We start from the raw sequence: 15,694 nt of genomic DNA on the forward strand, positions 1-15,694 counted from the left end.
CAATGATTTTTGGGATATCGATAGGCTCCAATTAAAGAAGGGAAGAGAATAATGGCAATAAAGAAAAGTGAACTATATAGTTCGTTATGGAAAAGTTGTGATGAATTAAGAGGTGGAATGGATGCTTCCCAGTACAAAAACTACGTCTTAATCTTGTTGTTTGTTAAATATGTATCCGATAAATATGCAGGTAAGGTAGATGCACTGATTGAAATCCCTGAAGATGGAAGTTTTCAGGATATGGTTAAACTCAAAGGGACGAAAGAGATCGGAGATGGAATGAATAAAATCATCGCCAAGTTAGCAGAAGCTAATGACCTCAAAGGGGTTATTGATGTGGATGCTGACTTTAATGATCCTGATAAACTAGGGAAAGGCAAGGAAATGCAAGACCGTTTGTCCAATTTAGTTGCCATCTTTGAAAACCCTAGTTTAAACTTTCGGAACAATAAAGCAGATGGTGACGATATCTTAGGTGATGCCTATGAATACTTAATGCGCCATTTTGCGACGGAATCAGGTAAAAGCAAAGGACAATTTTATACACCAGCTGAAGTTTCAAGGATAATGGCAAAAGTAATAGGTATCAATCAAGCTAAGAGCCAGGACCAAACCATCTACGATCCGACATGCGGATCAGGATCACTGCTGTTAAAAGCTGCTGATGAAGTGCAGTTTGGAGTTACTATTTACGGACAGGAGATGGATAATGCGACCGCTGCTCTTGCGAAAATGAACATGATCTTACATAACAACCCCACAGCTGAAATTTGGCAAGATAATACCTTATCCAAACCTTATTTTAAACAGGAAGACGGGACGTTAAAAACCTTTGATTTTGCTGTAGCTAATCCTCCCTTCTCTACCAAAGCATGGAGCAATGGCTTTGATCCAGCGAATGATTTATACGAACGATTCCATGGCTATGGTATGCCACCAGCGAAAAATGGCGATTATGCGTTTCTCTTACATCTGATTCGTTCCCTGAAGAATAAAGGAAAAGGTGCGATTATCCTGCCTCATGGTGTTTTATTTCGAGGAAATGCAGAAGCGGAAATCCGTAAACAATTGATTCGCAAAGGCTTTATCAAAGGGATTATCGGACTTCCAGCCAACCTGTTTTATGGGACAGGTATTCCTGCTTGTATCATTGTTCTTGATAAAGAAAACGCCGAAAGCCGCAAAGGTATCTTTATGATTGATGCAAGTAAAGGTTTTATGAAAGATGGCAACAAAAATCGCTTGAGGGAGCAAGATGTGCATAGAATTGTCGACGTTTTTACCAAGCAATTAACCATTCCCCACTATTCGAGGATGGTTTCACTAGACGATATCGAACAAAATGAGTACAACCTAAATATTCCTCGGTATATAGACAGTCAAGATAGTGAAGATATACAGGATATCGAAGCACATTTGTTAGGAGATATTCCAGAGAGAGATATTAATAATTTAGCAACTTACTGGAATGTTTTTCCTACTTTGAAGAATTCTTTGTTCTCACTAAGTTTAAGAACAGGTTACAGTAAGTTGATGGTTCCTTCGGAGGAAATTAAACAAACGATTTTTACTCATTCGGAATTTAAAAGCTATATCCAAGCAGTAGAGATAGTGTTTGCCACATGGCAACAACACAGTACTGCAATGCTTAAACAGCTTAGCCAAGGTGTGAAACCTAAAGAAGTGATTCATCAGCTAGCGGAGGATATTCTGGAGTCCTTTTCAGATATTCAGCTGATTGATCCCTATGATATCTACCAGCATCTAATGACCTATTGGTTGGAAACCATGCAGGATGATCTGTATCTCATTGCTTTCGATGGCTGGAAAGCAGAAGTGGTTGTTGTAAACGAGAAGAAACAAGAATGGGATTGTGATCTACTCCCCAAAAACCTTGTGGTCAACCGCTACTTTGCTGAGGAACAGTCAGCGATCGACCAGCTGGAAACTGCAAAAGAGGCAATACTTCGTGAAAAAGAAGAGTTAGAAGAAGAACACGCTGGTGAAGATGGTTTGCTTGAAGAAGTAAAATCAGATAAAGGCAAGATCAGCAAAGCAAGCATCCAGAAACGGATCAAAGAGATTAAACAGGATGCATATGCAGCTGATGAACTAGCAGTGCTCCAAGCATATGCAGCACTGATTGAACAAGAAGCGGAAGCGAATAAACAGCTTAAACTGGCACGAAAAGCTTTGGATGATCAAGTTCTCACAAAATATAGGGAACTAAGCGAAGCGGACATCCAAAATTTTGTTGTAGATGATAAATGGATGGCAACACTCCAAAATGCTATACAAAGCGAGTTGGATAGGATATCGCAGCGGCTATCTAAGCGAGTAAAAGAACTGGCAGAACGTTATGCTACACCTTTGTCAGCTTTACAAGGGGAAGTGGAAGATCTAACAGAGAAAGTAGAGGCACATCTACAAAGGATGGGATTTGTATGGTGATGGGGACAATGGTATCGGAAGATTATAAACAGACTGAAGTAGGAGTTATTCCTAAAGAATGGAATTTAAAGAAATTCGAGGATGTTTTGACTGGTTTTTCAAGCGGAGCCACTCCATATAGGAGTAATTCCGACTATTATAATGGTGATATAAGATGGATTACAAGTGGTGAACTAAACTACAACGTAATCAATGATACAATTGAAAAAATTACAAAAGAAGCTGTAAAAAAAACTAATTTAAAAATACTTCCAAAAGGTACATTCCTTATAGCTATTACTGGATTGGAAGCTAAAGGTACTAGAGGGAGTTGTGGAATTGTTGGAAAGGAGTCTACAACAAATCAATCTTGCATGGCTCTCTTTCCTACTAAAGAATTATTAATAGATTATCTCTTTCATTATTATGTAAATTATGGTGATTCTTTAGCATTAGAATATTGTCAAGGTACTAAGCAACAAAGCTATACTGGAACCATTGTAAAAAAACTTCCAATAGTTCTCCCGCCACTCCCTGAACAACAAGCCATAGCCGAGGCATTGAGCGATGTAGATGTATTACTTACTTCACTAGAGCAGTTGATCGCCAAAAAGAGAAACATCAAACAAGGCACCATGCAACATCTACTAACTGGAAAAAAACGTTTACCAGGGTTTACTGGGAAGTGGGAAGAAAAAAAACTAGGGGATATCTGTAATTACCAAAATGGCTCTTCTATTGAGAAATATTTCAATAACGATGATGGTTTTAAAGTAGTTTCTATTGGAAATTATTCAAGTGAAGGAAGATATATTGAAAATCAAACATTTATTGATAGAGGAATAGAGAAATTAATAAAAAGATTCATCTTAAACAAAAATGATTTAACTATGATTTTAAATGATAAAACATCTAACGGAACTATAATTGGTAGAGTTTTATTGATTAAGGAAAGTGGCAAATACGTATTTAACCAACGGACAATGAGACTAGCACCTAGTAATGATATTTTCCCTTTATTTTTGTATTACAAAATAAACAGTGATGAGGTTCATAACCTAATTGTAGGATTAGCAAAACCAGGAACACAGATTTATGTTAATACAAATGATATTTTAGAATTAGCAATGGTATTTCCAAAAACAATTGAAGAACAAAAAGCAATTGCCCAAATCCTTAGTGATATAGATGCCGAGATAGAAGCTTTAGAACAAAAACGGGACAAGTACAATGCTATCAAACAAGGGATGATGCAAGAATTACTCACAGGGAGAGTGAGATTAAGAGTATGACAGTTGGTCAACAAGAGCGTATCACCCAAAATCGCGTCGTCAAACTATTCCAAAGCGAACTAAAATATGAATATCTAGGGAATTGGAATGACCGGGCAAATAATAGAAATTTAGAAGTGACTCTCTTGCGCAAGTTTCTGCATAAACAAGGGTATAGTCAAGGGCTAATCAATCGAGCTATTTTTGCGTTTACGAAAGCAGCTACCAGCCAAGGGAAGAGTCCCTATGATATCAACAAGGAAGTTTATTCGTTGCTACGCTATGGGGTAAAAATAAAGGAAACAATCGGAGATACTACTCAGACAGTCTGGTTAGTTGATTGGGAGACACCGCAGAACAATACGTTTGCCATCGCGGAGGAAGTAACGGTCAAAGGAGAGAACAAGAAGCGTCCCGACATTGTCTTGTATGTAAATGGGATTGCCATTGGGGTATTGGAGCTAAAACGAAGCACGGTATCTGTCTCTGAGGGGATTCGCCAGAACTTGGATAACCAACGAGCTGAGTTTATTCAGCCCTTTTTTTCGACGATCCAACTGATTATGGCAGGTAATGATACAGAAGGGGTTCGCTATGGAGCGATCGAGACGCCGGAAAAATATTACCTAACATGGAAAGAAGACAGCGAGACCGAAAATCTCTTAGATCGGCAACTGATTCAGCTCTGTCAAAAAGAGAGATTGTTAGAGTTAGTACATGATTTTATTGTTTTTGATCGAGGGATTAAAAAGATCTCACGACCCAATCAATATTTTGGAGTAAAAGCTGCGCAAGAGAGTCTTCGGATTCGCGAAGGTGGGATTATTTGGCATACCCAAGGTAGCGGGAAGAGTTTGACAATGGTTTGGTTGACCAAGTGGATTCGCGAACATATCAAAGATTCACGGGTACTGATCATCACGGATCGTGATGAACTGGACAAGCAAATTGAAAAAGTATTTAAAGGGGTGGATGAAGAGATTTATCGTACAGCCAGTGGAAAAGATCTCTTACAGAAATTAAATGTTCCTACTCCATGGTTGATCTGTTCCCTGATCCATAAGTTTGGTCGCAAGGAAGAAGTGGCTTACGAAAATTATATTGATGAACTGAAGCGAAGCATCCCCAAAGATTTTAAAGCTAAAGGTGATATTTATGTCTTTGTGGATGAGTGTCACCGTACTCAATCAAACAAACTGCATAAAGCAATGAAAAGCATTTTGCCCAATGCGATTTTTATCGGGTTTACAGGGACACCTCTGCTCAAAAAAGATAAGCAAAAAAGTGTTGAGGTATTTGGTAAATACATTCATACCTATAAATTTGATGAAGCTGTTTCAGATAAGGTAGTACTAGATTTACGCTATGAAGCACGAAATATCGATCAAAATATCACCTCGGAAAAGAAGATAGACCAGTGGTTTGAAGCTAAGACAAGGGGATTGACGGACTATGCTTTAGCACAGTTGAAAAAGAAATGGGGCACAATGCAGCGTGTGCTCAGTTCGCAATCTAGATTAGAAAAAGTCGTAGCTGATATCATGCTTGATATGGAAATCAAAGAACGCCTACAAAGCGGGCGTGGCAATGCCATGCTGGTAGCGGGCAGCATTTATGAAGCATGCAAATATTACGAGTTGTTTCTGCGTTCTGGCTTACGACAATGTGCTATCATCACTTCTTATAATCCATCAGCTAAAGATCTTAAAGGTGAGAGTACAGGCGAAGGAGCACCAACGGATAAATTAAAAAAATATGAAATTTACCAAAAAATGTTGAACGGAAAGCCCCCAGAAGTGTTTGAAGAAGAGGTTAAAAAGAAATTTATTGAAGAACCCGCTCAGATGAAACTACTGATCGTGGTTGATAAATTACTTACTGGTTTTGATGCTCCATCAGCAACATATCTTTACATTGATAAAAGCATGCGTGACCACGGGTTGTTCCAAGCAATTTGCCGGGTGAACCGTTTGGATGGAGACGACAAAGAATATGGCTATGTCATTGATTATAAAGACTTGTTTGGAAGTTTGGAGCATTCCATTACAGATTATACCTCAGGTGCATTTGATGATTATGATCAATCGGACGTAGGGGGATTATTGACTAATCGCTTGGAGGCAGCTAAGGAACGTTTGGATCAGGCGCTAGAAAGTATCAAAGCACTATGTGAACCAGTAGTGCCGCCTAAAGATACAATGGCCTACATCCGTTATTTTTGTGCGGAAAACTCTGAATACCCTAATGAGTTAAAAGAAAATGAACCAAAGCGAATCGCCTTGTATAAGCAAACTGCTGCTTTGATTCGCGCTTATGCGAATATTGCCAATGAAATGGAACAAGCAGGTTATACTCCAAAGGAAATAGAAGAGGTCAAATATGATGTGAAGTATTACGAAAGTGTTCGGGAAGAGATGAAGCGGGCGAGTGGTGATTATATTGATTTAAAGGCATATGAGCCTGCGATGCGTCATTTAATTGATACGTATATCAGAGCGGAAGAGAGTGAACAAGTCTCTGTCTTAGAGGACTTAACTTTGGTTGAGTTGATTATCCAGCGAGGCCCAGAAGCGATCAAAGAAATGCCAAAGGGAATCAGACAAGATGAAGAAGCCATTGCGGAAACGATTGAGAATAATGTTCGAAGACTAATTATTGATGAAACGCCGACTAATCCAAAGTATTATGCCAACATGTCGACCCTGCTAGATAAATTAATCAAAGAGCGCAAAACAGCTGCAGAACACTACGAATCATATTTAACAAAAATTATTGAACTAAGTAAAAAAGTGAAAAATCCAAGTAACTCTGCTAGTTATCCGACTAGCATGAATTCCAATGCAAAAAGAGCTCTATTCGATAACTTAAATCAAAATGAAGAGCTTGCTATTGCCTTGGATAAAGCGATAAGATACACAAAGAAAGATGGATGGCGTGGTAAAAAGATCAAGGAACGTGAAGTTGAAAATGCAATCAAACAACATATTAAAGACGCAGAAATGGTAAAAACAATTTTTGAGATAGTGAAAAAACAAGGGGAATACTAATGTGCAACGAATCACTGTCGGAAATTTAGAATTGGATGTAGTAAAAAAAGATATCAAAAATCTTCATCTAGGTGTTTATCCACCTAACGGCAGGGTACGTGTAGCTGCTCCTTTGAGTATGGATGATGAAGCTATTAGGCTGTTTATTATTTCTAAATTGACTTGGATAAAAAAACAACAAGCAAAATTTGCAAGTCAAGATCGCCAATCTGAACGAGAATATGTTTCTGGCGAGAGTCATTATGTAAGCGGTACTCGTTACTTGCTTAATGTCATTTATGGAAAGACCAAGCCTGGAGTAGTAATAAGGAATAAGACTTACATTGATTTATATGTAAGAGAAAGTAGCACCCAAGAACAACGAGCAAAAGTAATGATGGAGTGGTATCGCCAACGACTAAAATTACAAATTCCTAAACTCATTGCAAAATGGGAGAAAAAAATTGGTGTTAAAGTTGCAGCTTGGGGTGTAAAGCAAATGAAAACCAAGTGGGGTTCTTGTAATATTTTAGAGAAACGAATTTGGTTAAATCTCGAGTTGGCTAAAAAGCCAATACATTGTTTGGAGTATGTGATTGTGCACGAACTTGTTCATTTACTAGAGCGGCTTCATAACGATCGATTCGTTGCTTACATGGACAAGTTTATGCCACAGTGGTCGATCTATAAGGATGAACTTAATAACTTTGTTTTGGATGACACTAATTGGGAACCACAACAACAGCATTAGGGCAAAGAGAGTTTGAATAAAAAGATTAATCACCATAAAATGATAGTACATTAGTACAAGGTTTAACTTAACCTGTAATAATACTAATTTAATTATGTTTTCTTATGTTATTTTTTTAGTAATATAACTAGGGGAAATGTATTGTATATAGGGATATAAAATAGAAGAAGCGAGCTATTTATCAGCTCGCTTTTTCTAATATCTAAACTCTTCTGGGTCCCCAGGTCCATAATTAAGTTGCATTCGAAATCCTCCCTTGTTTGATAATAAAATACAATGCTAGAGAATGATTTTTTAATTCCTCTGGATTTGTTTGTTCATAACATTCGCATAAACTAGTTAGGATTTCTTTCTCTAGGTGTAAGAAATGGTGTTTCTTGGCCAAGTCTCTGGCTTTATTCAAAGTTTCGATAGCTTCCGTAAATAGTGATTGTTCTACATACCATCTCCCTAAAGCAGAAAGGGATTCTGTATGAGATAGTTCATCACTGTATTTTTTGCTTATTTCTATTGATTTGTCAAGGATTCCTTTAGCATCCTCAAATTTTTTCTGCTGGACTAATAATGAACCAAGTAATCGATAATTATATGGTCTTAAATATTCCTTCGTGACCATTTCATTTATATGGAGAGCTTTGTACAAATATTCTTCTGCTTTGTCCAGTTTGCCAAGAGAGGAATAGATCATTCCTGCACAAGACCATAAAGTAAATAGTTTGTTATAGTCATTGTTTATAAGTGCTATTTCAATTCCTTTGAATGCATTTTGTAAGGCTTCTTCGGTAAGGTTTAATTTGTGTAGAACAGTCGAATAGATCAAGTACATTTGAGCAATTACAGAAGTACGAACGGAATGAGGATCATTTGCATTGTTGATAGCATCATTTAAATCCTTTATTGCTAGACGTGCTTTTTCATTTTGATTTAGATTTTCCAAGTAGATAGCTTTATTTAAAAGGAGGTTGTATTTTGTATATTGCCTTTCTCCCTCTTCAACAAAGTGTTCGATTCCTTTTTTAGCATAGAATAGAGCACTAGCATAATCATTACGATTATGGGCGATCACACTCAAATAGTTATAACTTGTTGACTTAATGTTTGTATGAGAGAGGCAGTGTTCCCTGTTGACTTGATCGATTGCATGTAAAAAATAATCCTCTGACTTGATTAGTATTTTATTTGATGAATGATTGCTTGTCCCACGGTTGGTTATCTTCCTGCCCTTTTCCCGATAAATTTTCCCTTTCAAAAAATGATAAAAAGGAGCTAATTTGGTTTCGGATTCGAAATCTAGTTCTTTGTTTAGCATTTCTAATTCTTGTTCCCATTTTTCAGGGTTTGTTGCTAGTAGATCGTCGATATTCGCTAGTTTTCTTAAATAGTGTCTTTCTCGTAACTCTTCTTCTGGTATTACTCCACAAAGTTCTTCTGCTAAACCGAATTCCTGAGCATACAAAATATATTTTTCTTTTGCTACACCTTCAAAGCCACGTTCCAGATTACTTATTGTTGTTGTTCCCACTTTTAGTTGGTCTGCTATTTCTTTCTGAAGTATGCCCCTTCTGGTTCTTTCCGCTTTGAGTTTGACTCCAACTCTCTTCTTATCCAAAATCAACACCTCAATTACAGGATTAGAAAATTCTCATTACCGTAATTTATCCATTTTTCAATTTATTTGCAAGCGTATTTGTATTTGCTACTGTAAAAAATCATAAAAATCCAGTCAGTTCAAATTTATAATATTGTGATTATAATTGATTTAGAAAAAGAGTTTGTGAGTGCTTGATGGATATATCACTAATTCTCGATAAGACAAGTTTATTTCATATTTATTAATTTCGATATCGTTAAAACAATAATGATCATCATAGAAAAAACAACTTCTGTCTTCTTTTGTTTCGGAGTAATTGATTTTAGCAATATTTATTAATTTAGCAAAATCAAACGAAAGGGATGAATAAAAATGGCACTAAAACTAATCGTAGAAGGATGCAAAGAAAAGGTAAGAGATTTCGTAGAATTCCTCAAAATTAGCCCATATTGGAGACTGTACAGTGGATCAAAGTTGTCACTGGGAAAAGAGGAGATGAGGATCGATTACTATTTTGATAAAAAACTGCAAAACAATCTCTCCCTGACAGATAAACCAATAAGCAAACTCACCATTCACAGCAAAGATGGAAAAAAGATAGAGATCACGCTGCTGGATGCACAAGTAGTAGAGATTGAGGAAGGGATTACTTACATTTACGGAAAAAACTATGATGTGTATGCAGGCAAATAAATGCAATGACAATAGGAGGTTCACAATGAAAGTAAGTCAAGCAATAGAACGGGTAAATAAAGATTATTACATGTTACAAAAAGATGGGACATTACTCACTCAGACTACTAGACCTCAAGCGATCGCAGATAATCTTGAAATGCTAGATGTACAGGAAGGACAGAAAGTTTTAGAGATAGGGACAGGCTCAGGTTATAGTACAGCTTTATTAGCTACTTTAGTTGGTGAATCTGGAAAGGTTGTATCGATCGATATCGATCCAAAGTTAACAAAGAGAGCTAGTGAGAAGCTAAAAGACTTTGAGTGGGTAACATGTGTAACAGCAGATGGTCGATTTGGCTATGATAACTGTGCTCCTTATGATCGAATCATTGCGTGGACAACTCCGGATAATTTTCCTAATAGTTGGACAAATCAAATCGAAGAAGATGGGCTGATTGTTACTCCATTTCAGGTGATGGATATTGTCCAATCTACCGTGATGGTTCGTTTTAAGAAAATGGATGGCTCTTTATCAGGGGATCTCGTAAGGCCAGAAGGTTATATCCCGATGACTTCTGAGCCAGTAGTAGATTTTGATCGATTTGGTCCAGAGTCACAAGCCGATATAGTGGGAGAAGGAGAAGAACCATTTTGGATTGGAGCTCATTGGATGAAAGACGGGCAGGTAAAGGAAGAGTGGAAGGAGAGGTTTCTAAAGGTGAAAGCTACTTCTTCTCCCTTCCGAGAAGATGGACAAGCAATTCGAGCTTATCTTTTAGCTACACATTCAGAAGGGTATACGTTTGCTTTTCGTCCAGAGGATGGAGATTGGATAGGATATAGTACAGCCAATGGATTTGCACTTGTTTCTTTTCGTCAACCAAACAGATGGATTATTTCAGATGATGAACACACGATGGTTTTAGAAAAGTGGTGGGTTACTTGGGTTGGTATAGGGAAACCAAGCTATGAGTCGATACAACCCATACTGATGAAGGACCAAGTAAAACTTTCATTGAAAGGAGGTGAGTAAGGATGGAAAAAGATTATCAAGCACCAGAACTTATAGAAATTGGTACATTCGAAGAAATGACTTTAGGATCAAAGTATGATGACACTGCTGACAAAAATGCACATCGTTATTAGAAGGAGACGCTTCGGCGTCTTCTTTATTCAAGGACGTGATCAAATGTTTTTTGGGATATTAGACGATAGAAAGTTTCAGATGAAACGGATAACTGAGTCCTATATTTATCACAAGGATAAAGAAAATGAGTGCTATTTTATTGGAGATATTTTATCAAGTGAAGAGGAGTCTTATTGTGCATTCTATCAATTTATGAAATCGAGAGAACCAGAATCGCTACTCTATTTAAGAGGGAATTACCAAGTAATTGTTCGTCTTTCAAATGAGTTTTATGTATTCGCTGATCTCGGAAATATTCGACCTATTTACTATGGGATACAAGGTAAGGAAATTTTCTTTTCCTCTCATCTTTGTACATTAAGGAATCGAATACATACACCTATTAACAGTAAGTGGTTTCAACGTTCATTGATTTCAATCGGTTTTCATACGGAGTTTGAATCTCCATTTGAGGGGATTTACACCATACCTGGTGGGTTTGGTTATTTTGTAAAAGGGGACAAAATCGGAAGTTATTTCAATCAATAAAAATGGAAAATGATTCTTTCTTATCTGTGGAATTGGCGAAAGAACGACTTCAGGAAGAACTTACTGCTTCTGTACTTTTAAGATGTAAAGATAAAAAGATCACAACTGACTTAAGTGGTGGACTTGATTCTTCTACTCTTACTTGGATTGCTGCAAAACAATATCCTGTGCAATCTCTCACTCTTATTGGTAAAGAAGAGAATGAGGATATACAGATTGCTGGAAAATTAGTAAAAGAGCAGTCGGATATTTCTCATGCAGTGTTTTCACAAGGTGAAATCCCTTCTATCTATTCGAATATGGATAATATTTTCAGTGATAGTCCTATTCCTTTTTATTGGTCAGCTAGTCAAGCCGAATGGGTTATAAATTGGGCTAAAAAAGCTGGTTCTGACATTCATTTTAGTGGGGAAGGAGGAGATACTGTTTTGGGAGCAGATTATACTTATCTAATTGATTTAGTACAAAATCGAAAATGGAGAGAATTTCTGGATCATGCAAGAGGATGGGCTAAAGAGAAAAAACAATCTCCTTGGAATTGGATATTAGGTACTGTGCTTCGATCTTTTAACTTGCCTTTTCATTGTAAACAAAGGCATCCTCTATCTACTACCTATAATCAAGCAGACTGGATTATTCCATCAAAAAAAATAGAGCATTATCGATTTTCTAAAAATCTTGGGTTGTCTCAGACATTGAAAGGAATTCATTATTTAGGATATGTTGCACACGGTCTAAAAAATTTAGCAGAGCAACAAGAAGTTTCTATTTGTTTTCCATATTTAGACCACAATGTCATTCAAATCTGCATGAAGGTAGCACTTTCCGATAAAATGAATCCTTATGAATTAAAGCCTTTGTTGAAAAGAGCATTCCAAAATCAGTTACCTGAATATTTGTTAAATCGAAATACAAAAGGTGACTATACTTCAGATGTTTACCAAGGGATGGAGGAGAATTTGTCATGGTTTCAAGAAAATTTTCAAGAGATGTTTCTAGCAGATATGGGATTGATCGACGTTCAAAAGTTTCAAAAGTGTTTTATCCGTTTAATGAATGGAGTACCTGTGAAACTTCCAGAATTCCATCATACATTGTCACTTGAGATGTGGTTAAGACAAATCAAAAACGACCAGAATGAGGTTGATAAAAATGCGTCTATGTTTACCTGACTATGTTCAATTGACAGAAATAAAAGGTAAATTGGTTCTTTTAGACTGCCAGAAAAATTTCTTTTATTCCGTTAGTAATTCAGGTGCGGAATTTTTACAACAAATAAAAGAACATGGTGACATGGATAAGGCAATTAAAAGCATCAGTTCTTTGTTCATCATTTCAGATGATCAAGTGAGAAGTGACATGAATTCATTTTCAGATCGTTTGATCCAGAAAGGTCTGATAATAAAGATATGATGCGAGCATGGATGTGTCTTTTTGTAGCTATTTGCTTAACCAAAATATATAGTTTGAAACAAATCACTACTATTCTTCAAGCTAAGAAATCAAAATGCGAATCTACATGGATGATGATTGAAGCCAAAGAGGCTTTACATAACATAGAAAGAGCAAAAAGATTATTCCTTTCGAGAACAGCTTGTTTAGAGCAATCATTAGCTTTGTTTCTTTTTGTAGCTTCTTATAACAAGAAAGTCGATTGGTGTGTAGGAGTAAGACTCGCTCCTTTTGTCTCTCACGCTTGGATAGAAATAGAGGGTATACCAGTGAATGAACCTCTAGAGGTTAGCGAATATAAAAAAGTAGTGTTGGTATAAAAGTTCATCGAGTCGAAGAGGATGGGTTGATACTTGCTCTATTCCAAGTGATGGATATCATATAGTCTTGTTATACTTCGTTTCCAAATAGGAACAGGCATTTCTGCAAGCAAAGAAAAGGGGGAATTATGAATACACTATTATTTGTAGTGGATGTACAAAATGGGTTTGTAAGTAGCAAGACAGAATTTGTCTTGGAAAGAATAACAAACATTGCGTGGACGACTCCAGATAATTTTCCTAATAGTTGGACAAATTGAGTCGAAGCGGATGGGCTGATTGTTACTCCATTTAAGGTGATGGATATTGTCCAATCCACCGTGATGGTTCGTTTTAAGAAAAGAAATCGCTCTTTATTAGGGGATCTTGTAAGGCCGGAAGGTTATATCCCGATGACTCCTTGCTAAAGGTCTTCTCTTTCATATGATAAAATAAAGCGAGACTTATGGAAGTTACAATTCATAACTTCCATAAGTCTCGCATCTGGTTTTATTTATTTGAACAAAGATGAGTATACATGACGGGCTGACTCTTAGGATCGAGAGTCAGCTGATCCCTCCAGCAATTTGCTGGGGGGAAACCGCCCATCAAGAGGGTTTCACAACAGAGGCGGGAGATCCTTCGCAGGCTCGTATCCCTCGGGAAGCGGTTCGATGCGGTATCCGTAACCTACCGGAACGTACTCCTTCTCGCTTACGAAGAAATACCTTCCTTCCCACTCGACCAACTTCACGCCCCAATCGGGTACCTCCACCTGTTCGGGGGCATTCGAACGAACACCCATCATCAGCTGGATACGGAGGTGGTGAGCACCATCCCGCCGCTCGAGGAGGTGAAGCGGGAGCATGTACTCCTGCTCGAAAACAATCTTTCCTCCGAGCGTTGCGGGGAGAAGGAAGTGCCCCTCCTCGGTGTACCTGTAGATACTGCGGAAGCCGTTGATCTGGACGGGACGCGCGTTGTCCACTACGAAAGTCCCATCTTCAGGTGAGATGTACATTGGAAATTTCCCTTCGGTGATGGGTGGATGGAATACTTCTATTCTAGCTGATAGAAATGAATATGTAAAACATTCATAAAATATTGGAAGTACCGGATAACGGAGACTTCTAATATTCAAAGAAAAAAGGCAACAAGAAATCAGAGGCCCTAATGAAATAAATTCCTAAGACCCACTAAAAAAATATGTACAGTTGTTATGTTAAGCAGCGTTTCTAGCTCCTGAATCGAGAAAAATATCTGGATTATAAAGAGTTTTTCTTTTCCACATAGCAAATAAAATTCGTAACCAAGTATTGGCCACCATTCGGAAACTTTCACTTGTTCCGCGACCTTGCTTTCGATGTTTTTGAAACATTTCTTTGCTCCAAGGTTCATGTTTCACCATTTGTAAAGCGAATTGCTGCATGATGTTTTGGAAGGTTTTTTTACAAGCTCTTCGAAGTGAGCAAAACGTCTCTTCCCACTCTTTCGAGTGAAAGGAGCAGTTCCCGCTTCACAATGAATCGCATTGGCATGTGGATAATAGGAATGGTCATTACCTAGTTCTACCATAATCCTAGCAGCCAGATTTGTTTCTACACCTTTCAATGCAAGGAATATCTCACTGTCAGGAAGAAATTTTACCAGGTTCTCTATTTCTTGGTCATGCTGCTGGATGTCTTGAATCAGCAATTCATTGGCTGATTATAGATGAGAGGAAACTGCTTTTCCCCCCAAGTAGTTGCACGATACGAGCATGGATGTGTCTTTTTGTAGCTATTTGCATAACCAAAATATATAGTTTGAAGCAAATCACTACTATTCTTCAATCTAAGAAAGGGTGTATTATGAATACACTATTATTTGTAGTGGATGTACAAAACGGGTTTGTAAGTAGCAAGACAGAATTTGTTTTGGAAAGAATAACAAGCTTGTTGCAGAAGGACCTATTCGATTTTGTTGCTTTCACTCAGTTTGTGAATGAGAAGCCAAGCCCTTATCGAGAATACCTTCATTGGAGTAAGCTATCTACCTCGATTGAACAAGAGATTTATCCCGAAATTCAACCGTTTGCTACGAACGTATTTAAAAAAGGGATTTATTCAGCTATTAACGCAGAGACGATGAAATTTATCAAAGATCATAACATCGAAAAAGTATTTATTCTTGGTATGGATACCGATTGTTGTGTTTTGAAGACAGCGGTCGATTTGTTTGAAAACCATATTCATCCAATTGTTTTAGCTCATTACTCCGCTTCTAATGGTGGAAAAGTCAGTCATGATGCAGGAGTGAAGGTACTAGAGCGATTAATTGGAAGACATAATACTATTCACTCAGAAGTAAATGTAGATATAATTTCAGCTATTTAATTGTTTTAATTCGCTTCCCTTATATAGGATTTTTTTATAAAAACAAGTGAGCTAGTATAAGCTCACTTGTTTTTATTTTTAACCTTTGAATTATATTCTGACCTAAATAATAAAGGTAGATTTATGAATGGCATAGACAGCCCATATAC

At 37.3% G+C, this 15,694-nt stretch carries 17 protein-coding genes; 13 read left to right on the top strand and 4 right to left on the bottom strand.

Features of this window, described 5'->3' with window-relative positions:
* Positions 1 to 51 precede the first annotated feature (51 nt).
* From A3GQ_RS0101245 to A3GQ_RS0101260, 4 genes are read left to right on the top strand one after another with little or no spacing between them, the layout of a single operon-like run.
* On the top strand, positions 52 to 2,451 hold the full coding sequence (locus A3GQ_RS0101245; RefSeq protein WP_028775508.1) for a type I restriction-modification system subunit M: 2,400 nt from the start codon (positions 52 to 54) through the stop codon (positions 2,449 to 2,451).
* Positions 2,445 to 3,722: a restriction endonuclease subunit S gene (locus A3GQ_RS27620; protein ID WP_051271083.1), complete on the top strand. Its 1,278-nt coding sequence runs from the start codon at positions 2,445 to 2,447 to the stop codon at positions 3,720 to 3,722. Before A3GQ_RS0101245 ends, A3GQ_RS27620 begins: the two co-directional genes overlap by 7 nt.
* On the top strand, positions 3,719 to 6,748 hold the full coding sequence (locus tag A3GQ_RS0101255) for a type I restriction endonuclease subunit R (protein WP_037463553.1): 3,030 nt from the start codon (positions 3,719 to 3,721) through the stop codon (positions 6,746 to 6,748). The genes A3GQ_RS27620 and A3GQ_RS0101255 overlap by 4 nt, the downstream gene beginning before the upstream one ends.
* A gap of 1 nt (position 6,749) precedes the next feature.
* Positions 6,750 to 7,478, top strand: coding sequence for a M48 family metallopeptidase (locus A3GQ_RS0101260; RefSeq protein WP_028775510.1), 729 nt, complete (start codon positions 6,750 to 6,752; stop codon positions 7,476 to 7,478).
* Between the two features lie 232 nt (positions 7,479 to 7,710).
* Here A3GQ_RS0101260 and A3GQ_RS0101265 read toward each other — a convergent pair whose 3' ends face one another.
* Entirely contained in the window at positions 7,711 to 9,087 is a 1,377-nt protein-coding gene (locus tag A3GQ_RS0101265) for a helix-turn-helix transcriptional regulator (protein ID WP_028775511.1), read from the bottom strand.
* Between the two features lie 354 nt (positions 9,088 to 9,441).
* Here A3GQ_RS0101265 and A3GQ_RS0101270 point away from each other — a divergent pair, with 354 nt between their 5' ends.
* The 8 genes from A3GQ_RS0101270 to A3GQ_RS28170 all read left to right on the top strand — a co-directional run bounded on the left by A3GQ_RS0101270 (position 9,442) and on the right by A3GQ_RS28170 (position 13,451).
* On the top strand, positions 9,442 to 9,762 hold the full coding sequence (locus A3GQ_RS0101270; protein ID WP_028775512.1) for a hypothetical protein: 321 nt from the start codon (positions 9,442 to 9,444) through the stop codon (positions 9,760 to 9,762).
* 25 nt (positions 9,763 to 9,787) lie between these two features.
* Complete coding sequence (locus A3GQ_RS25470; protein ID WP_051271084.1) at positions 9,788 to 10,777, top strand: protein-L-isoaspartate O-methyltransferase family protein; 990 nt, start codon at positions 9,788 to 9,790, stop codon at positions 10,775 to 10,777.
* A 2-nt stretch (positions 10,778 to 10,779) separates the two neighbouring features.
* On the top strand, positions 10,780 to 10,890 hold the full coding sequence (locus A3GQ_RS26565; RefSeq protein WP_156877488.1) for a lasso RiPP family leader peptide-containing protein: 111 nt from the start codon (positions 10,780 to 10,782) through the stop codon (positions 10,888 to 10,890).
* Between the two features lie 79 nt (positions 10,891 to 10,969).
* On the top strand, positions 10,970 to 11,419 hold the full coding sequence (locus tag A3GQ_RS0101285) for a hypothetical protein (RefSeq protein ID WP_156877489.1): 450 nt from the start codon (positions 10,970 to 10,972) through the stop codon (positions 11,417 to 11,419).
* 2 nt (positions 11,420 to 11,421) lie between these two features.
* A complete protein-coding gene (locus tag A3GQ_RS0101290; RefSeq protein ID WP_028775514.1) occupies positions 11,422 to 12,591 on the top strand; it encodes an asparagine synthase-related protein in 1,170 nt (389 codons plus the stop codon).
* Positions 12,572 to 12,832 (top strand): PqqD family protein, encoded by a 261-nt coding sequence (locus A3GQ_RS0101295; RefSeq protein WP_028775515.1) that lies wholly within the window; start codon positions 12,572 to 12,574, stop codon positions 12,830 to 12,832. Before A3GQ_RS0101290 ends, A3GQ_RS0101295 begins: the two co-directional genes overlap by 20 nt.
* An 11-nt stretch (positions 12,833 to 12,843) precedes the next feature.
* Positions 12,844 to 13,191 carry a lasso peptide biosynthesis B2 protein gene (locus A3GQ_RS22995; protein ID WP_169818223.1) on the top strand — a complete coding sequence of 116 codons (348 nt, stop codon included), beginning with the start codon at positions 12,844 to 12,846 and terminating at the stop codon, positions 13,189 to 13,191.
* A gap of 128 nt (positions 13,192 to 13,319) precedes the next feature.
* A complete protein-coding gene (locus tag A3GQ_RS28170) occupies positions 13,320 to 13,451 on the top strand; it encodes a hypothetical protein (RefSeq protein ID WP_281170798.1) in 132 nt (43 codons plus the stop codon).
* 338 nt (positions 13,452 to 13,789) lie between these two features.
* Here the strand turns inward: A3GQ_RS28170 and A3GQ_RS0101310 are convergent, their stop codons facing one another.
* The 3 genes from A3GQ_RS0101310 to A3GQ_RS0101320 form a co-directional block, all read right to left on the bottom strand.
* Positions 13,790 to 14,191 (bottom strand): hypothetical protein, encoded by a 402-nt coding sequence (locus A3GQ_RS0101310; RefSeq protein WP_028775516.1) that lies wholly within the window; start codon positions 14,189 to 14,191, stop codon positions 13,790 to 13,792.
* A gap of 201 nt (positions 14,192 to 14,392) precedes the next feature.
* Entirely contained in the window at positions 14,393 to 14,548 is a 156-nt protein-coding gene (locus tag A3GQ_RS26570; protein WP_169818224.1) for a hypothetical protein, read from the bottom strand.
* 23 nt (positions 14,549 to 14,571) lie between these two features.
* Positions 14,572 to 14,865, bottom strand: a complete 294-nt coding sequence (locus A3GQ_RS0101320; RefSeq protein WP_028775517.1) for a transposase — start codon at positions 14,863 to 14,865, stop codon at positions 14,572 to 14,574.
* Positions 14,866 to 15,020: 155 nt separating this feature from the next.
* Here A3GQ_RS0101320 and A3GQ_RS25475 point away from each other — a divergent pair, with 155 nt between their 5' ends.
* The gene (locus A3GQ_RS25475; protein WP_051271086.1) at positions 15,021 to 15,545 is read left to right on the top strand and encodes a cysteine hydrolase family protein; all 525 of its coding nucleotides are present in this window, start codon (positions 15,021 to 15,023) and stop codon (positions 15,543 to 15,545) included.
* Positions 15,546 to 15,694: the final 149 nt, after the last annotated feature.

The organism is Shimazuella kribbensis DSM 45090 (assembly GCF_000428065.1).
GTDB classification, from domain to species: Bacteria; Bacillota; Bacilli; order Thermoactinomycetales; family Thermoactinomycetaceae; genus Shimazuella; species Shimazuella kribbensis.

Bases quoted from the DNA above. Each gene is read 5' to 3' on its own strand.
- A3GQ_RS0101245 (WP_028775508.1), top strand. From the start codon at position 52: ATGGCAATAAAGAAAAGTGAACTATATAGTTCGTTATGGAAAAGTTGT.
- A3GQ_RS27620 (WP_051271083.1), top strand. From the start codon at position 2,445: ATGGTGATGGGGACAATGGTATCGGAAGATTATAAACAGACTGAAGTA.
- A3GQ_RS0101255 (WP_037463553.1), top strand. From the start codon at position 3,719: ATGACAGTTGGTCAACAAGAGCGTATCACCCAAAATCGCGTCGTCAAA.
- A3GQ_RS0101270 (WP_028775512.1), top strand. From the start codon at position 9,442: ATGGCACTAAAACTAATCGTAGAAGGATGCAAAGAAAAGGTAAGAGAT.
- A3GQ_RS25470 (WP_051271084.1), top strand. From the start codon at position 9,788: ATGAAAGTAAGTCAAGCAATAGAACGGGTAAATAAAGATTATTACATG.
- A3GQ_RS26565 (WP_156877488.1), top strand. From the start codon at position 10,780: ATGGAAAAAGATTATCAAGCACCAGAACTTATAGAAATTGGTACATTC.
- A3GQ_RS0101285 (WP_156877489.1), top strand. From the start codon at position 10,970: ATGAAACGGATAACTGAGTCCTATATTTATCACAAGGATAAAGAAAAT.
- A3GQ_RS0101290 (WP_028775514.1), top strand. From the start codon at position 11,422: ATGGAAAATGATTCTTTCTTATCTGTGGAATTGGCGAAAGAACGACTT.
- A3GQ_RS0101295 (WP_028775515.1), top strand. From the start codon at position 12,572: ATGCGTCTATGTTTACCTGACTATGTTCAATTGACAGAAATAAAAGGT.
- A3GQ_RS22995 (WP_169818223.1), top strand. From the start codon at position 12,844: ATGTGTCTTTTTGTAGCTATTTGCTTAACCAAAATATATAGTTTGAAA.
- A3GQ_RS28170 (WP_281170798.1), top strand. From the start codon at position 13,320: ATGAATACACTATTATTTGTAGTGGATGTACAAAATGGGTTTGTAAGT.
- A3GQ_RS0101310 (WP_028775516.1), bottom strand. From the start codon at position 14,191: ATGTACATCTCACCTGAAGATGGGACTTTCGTAGTGGACAACGCGCGT.
- A3GQ_RS26570 (WP_169818224.1), bottom strand. From the start codon at position 14,548: ATGTTTCAAAAACATCGAAAGCAAGGTCGCGGAACAAGTGAAAGTTTC.
- A3GQ_RS25475 (WP_051271086.1), top strand. From the start codon at position 15,021: ATGAATACACTATTATTTGTAGTGGATGTACAAAACGGGTTTGTAAGT.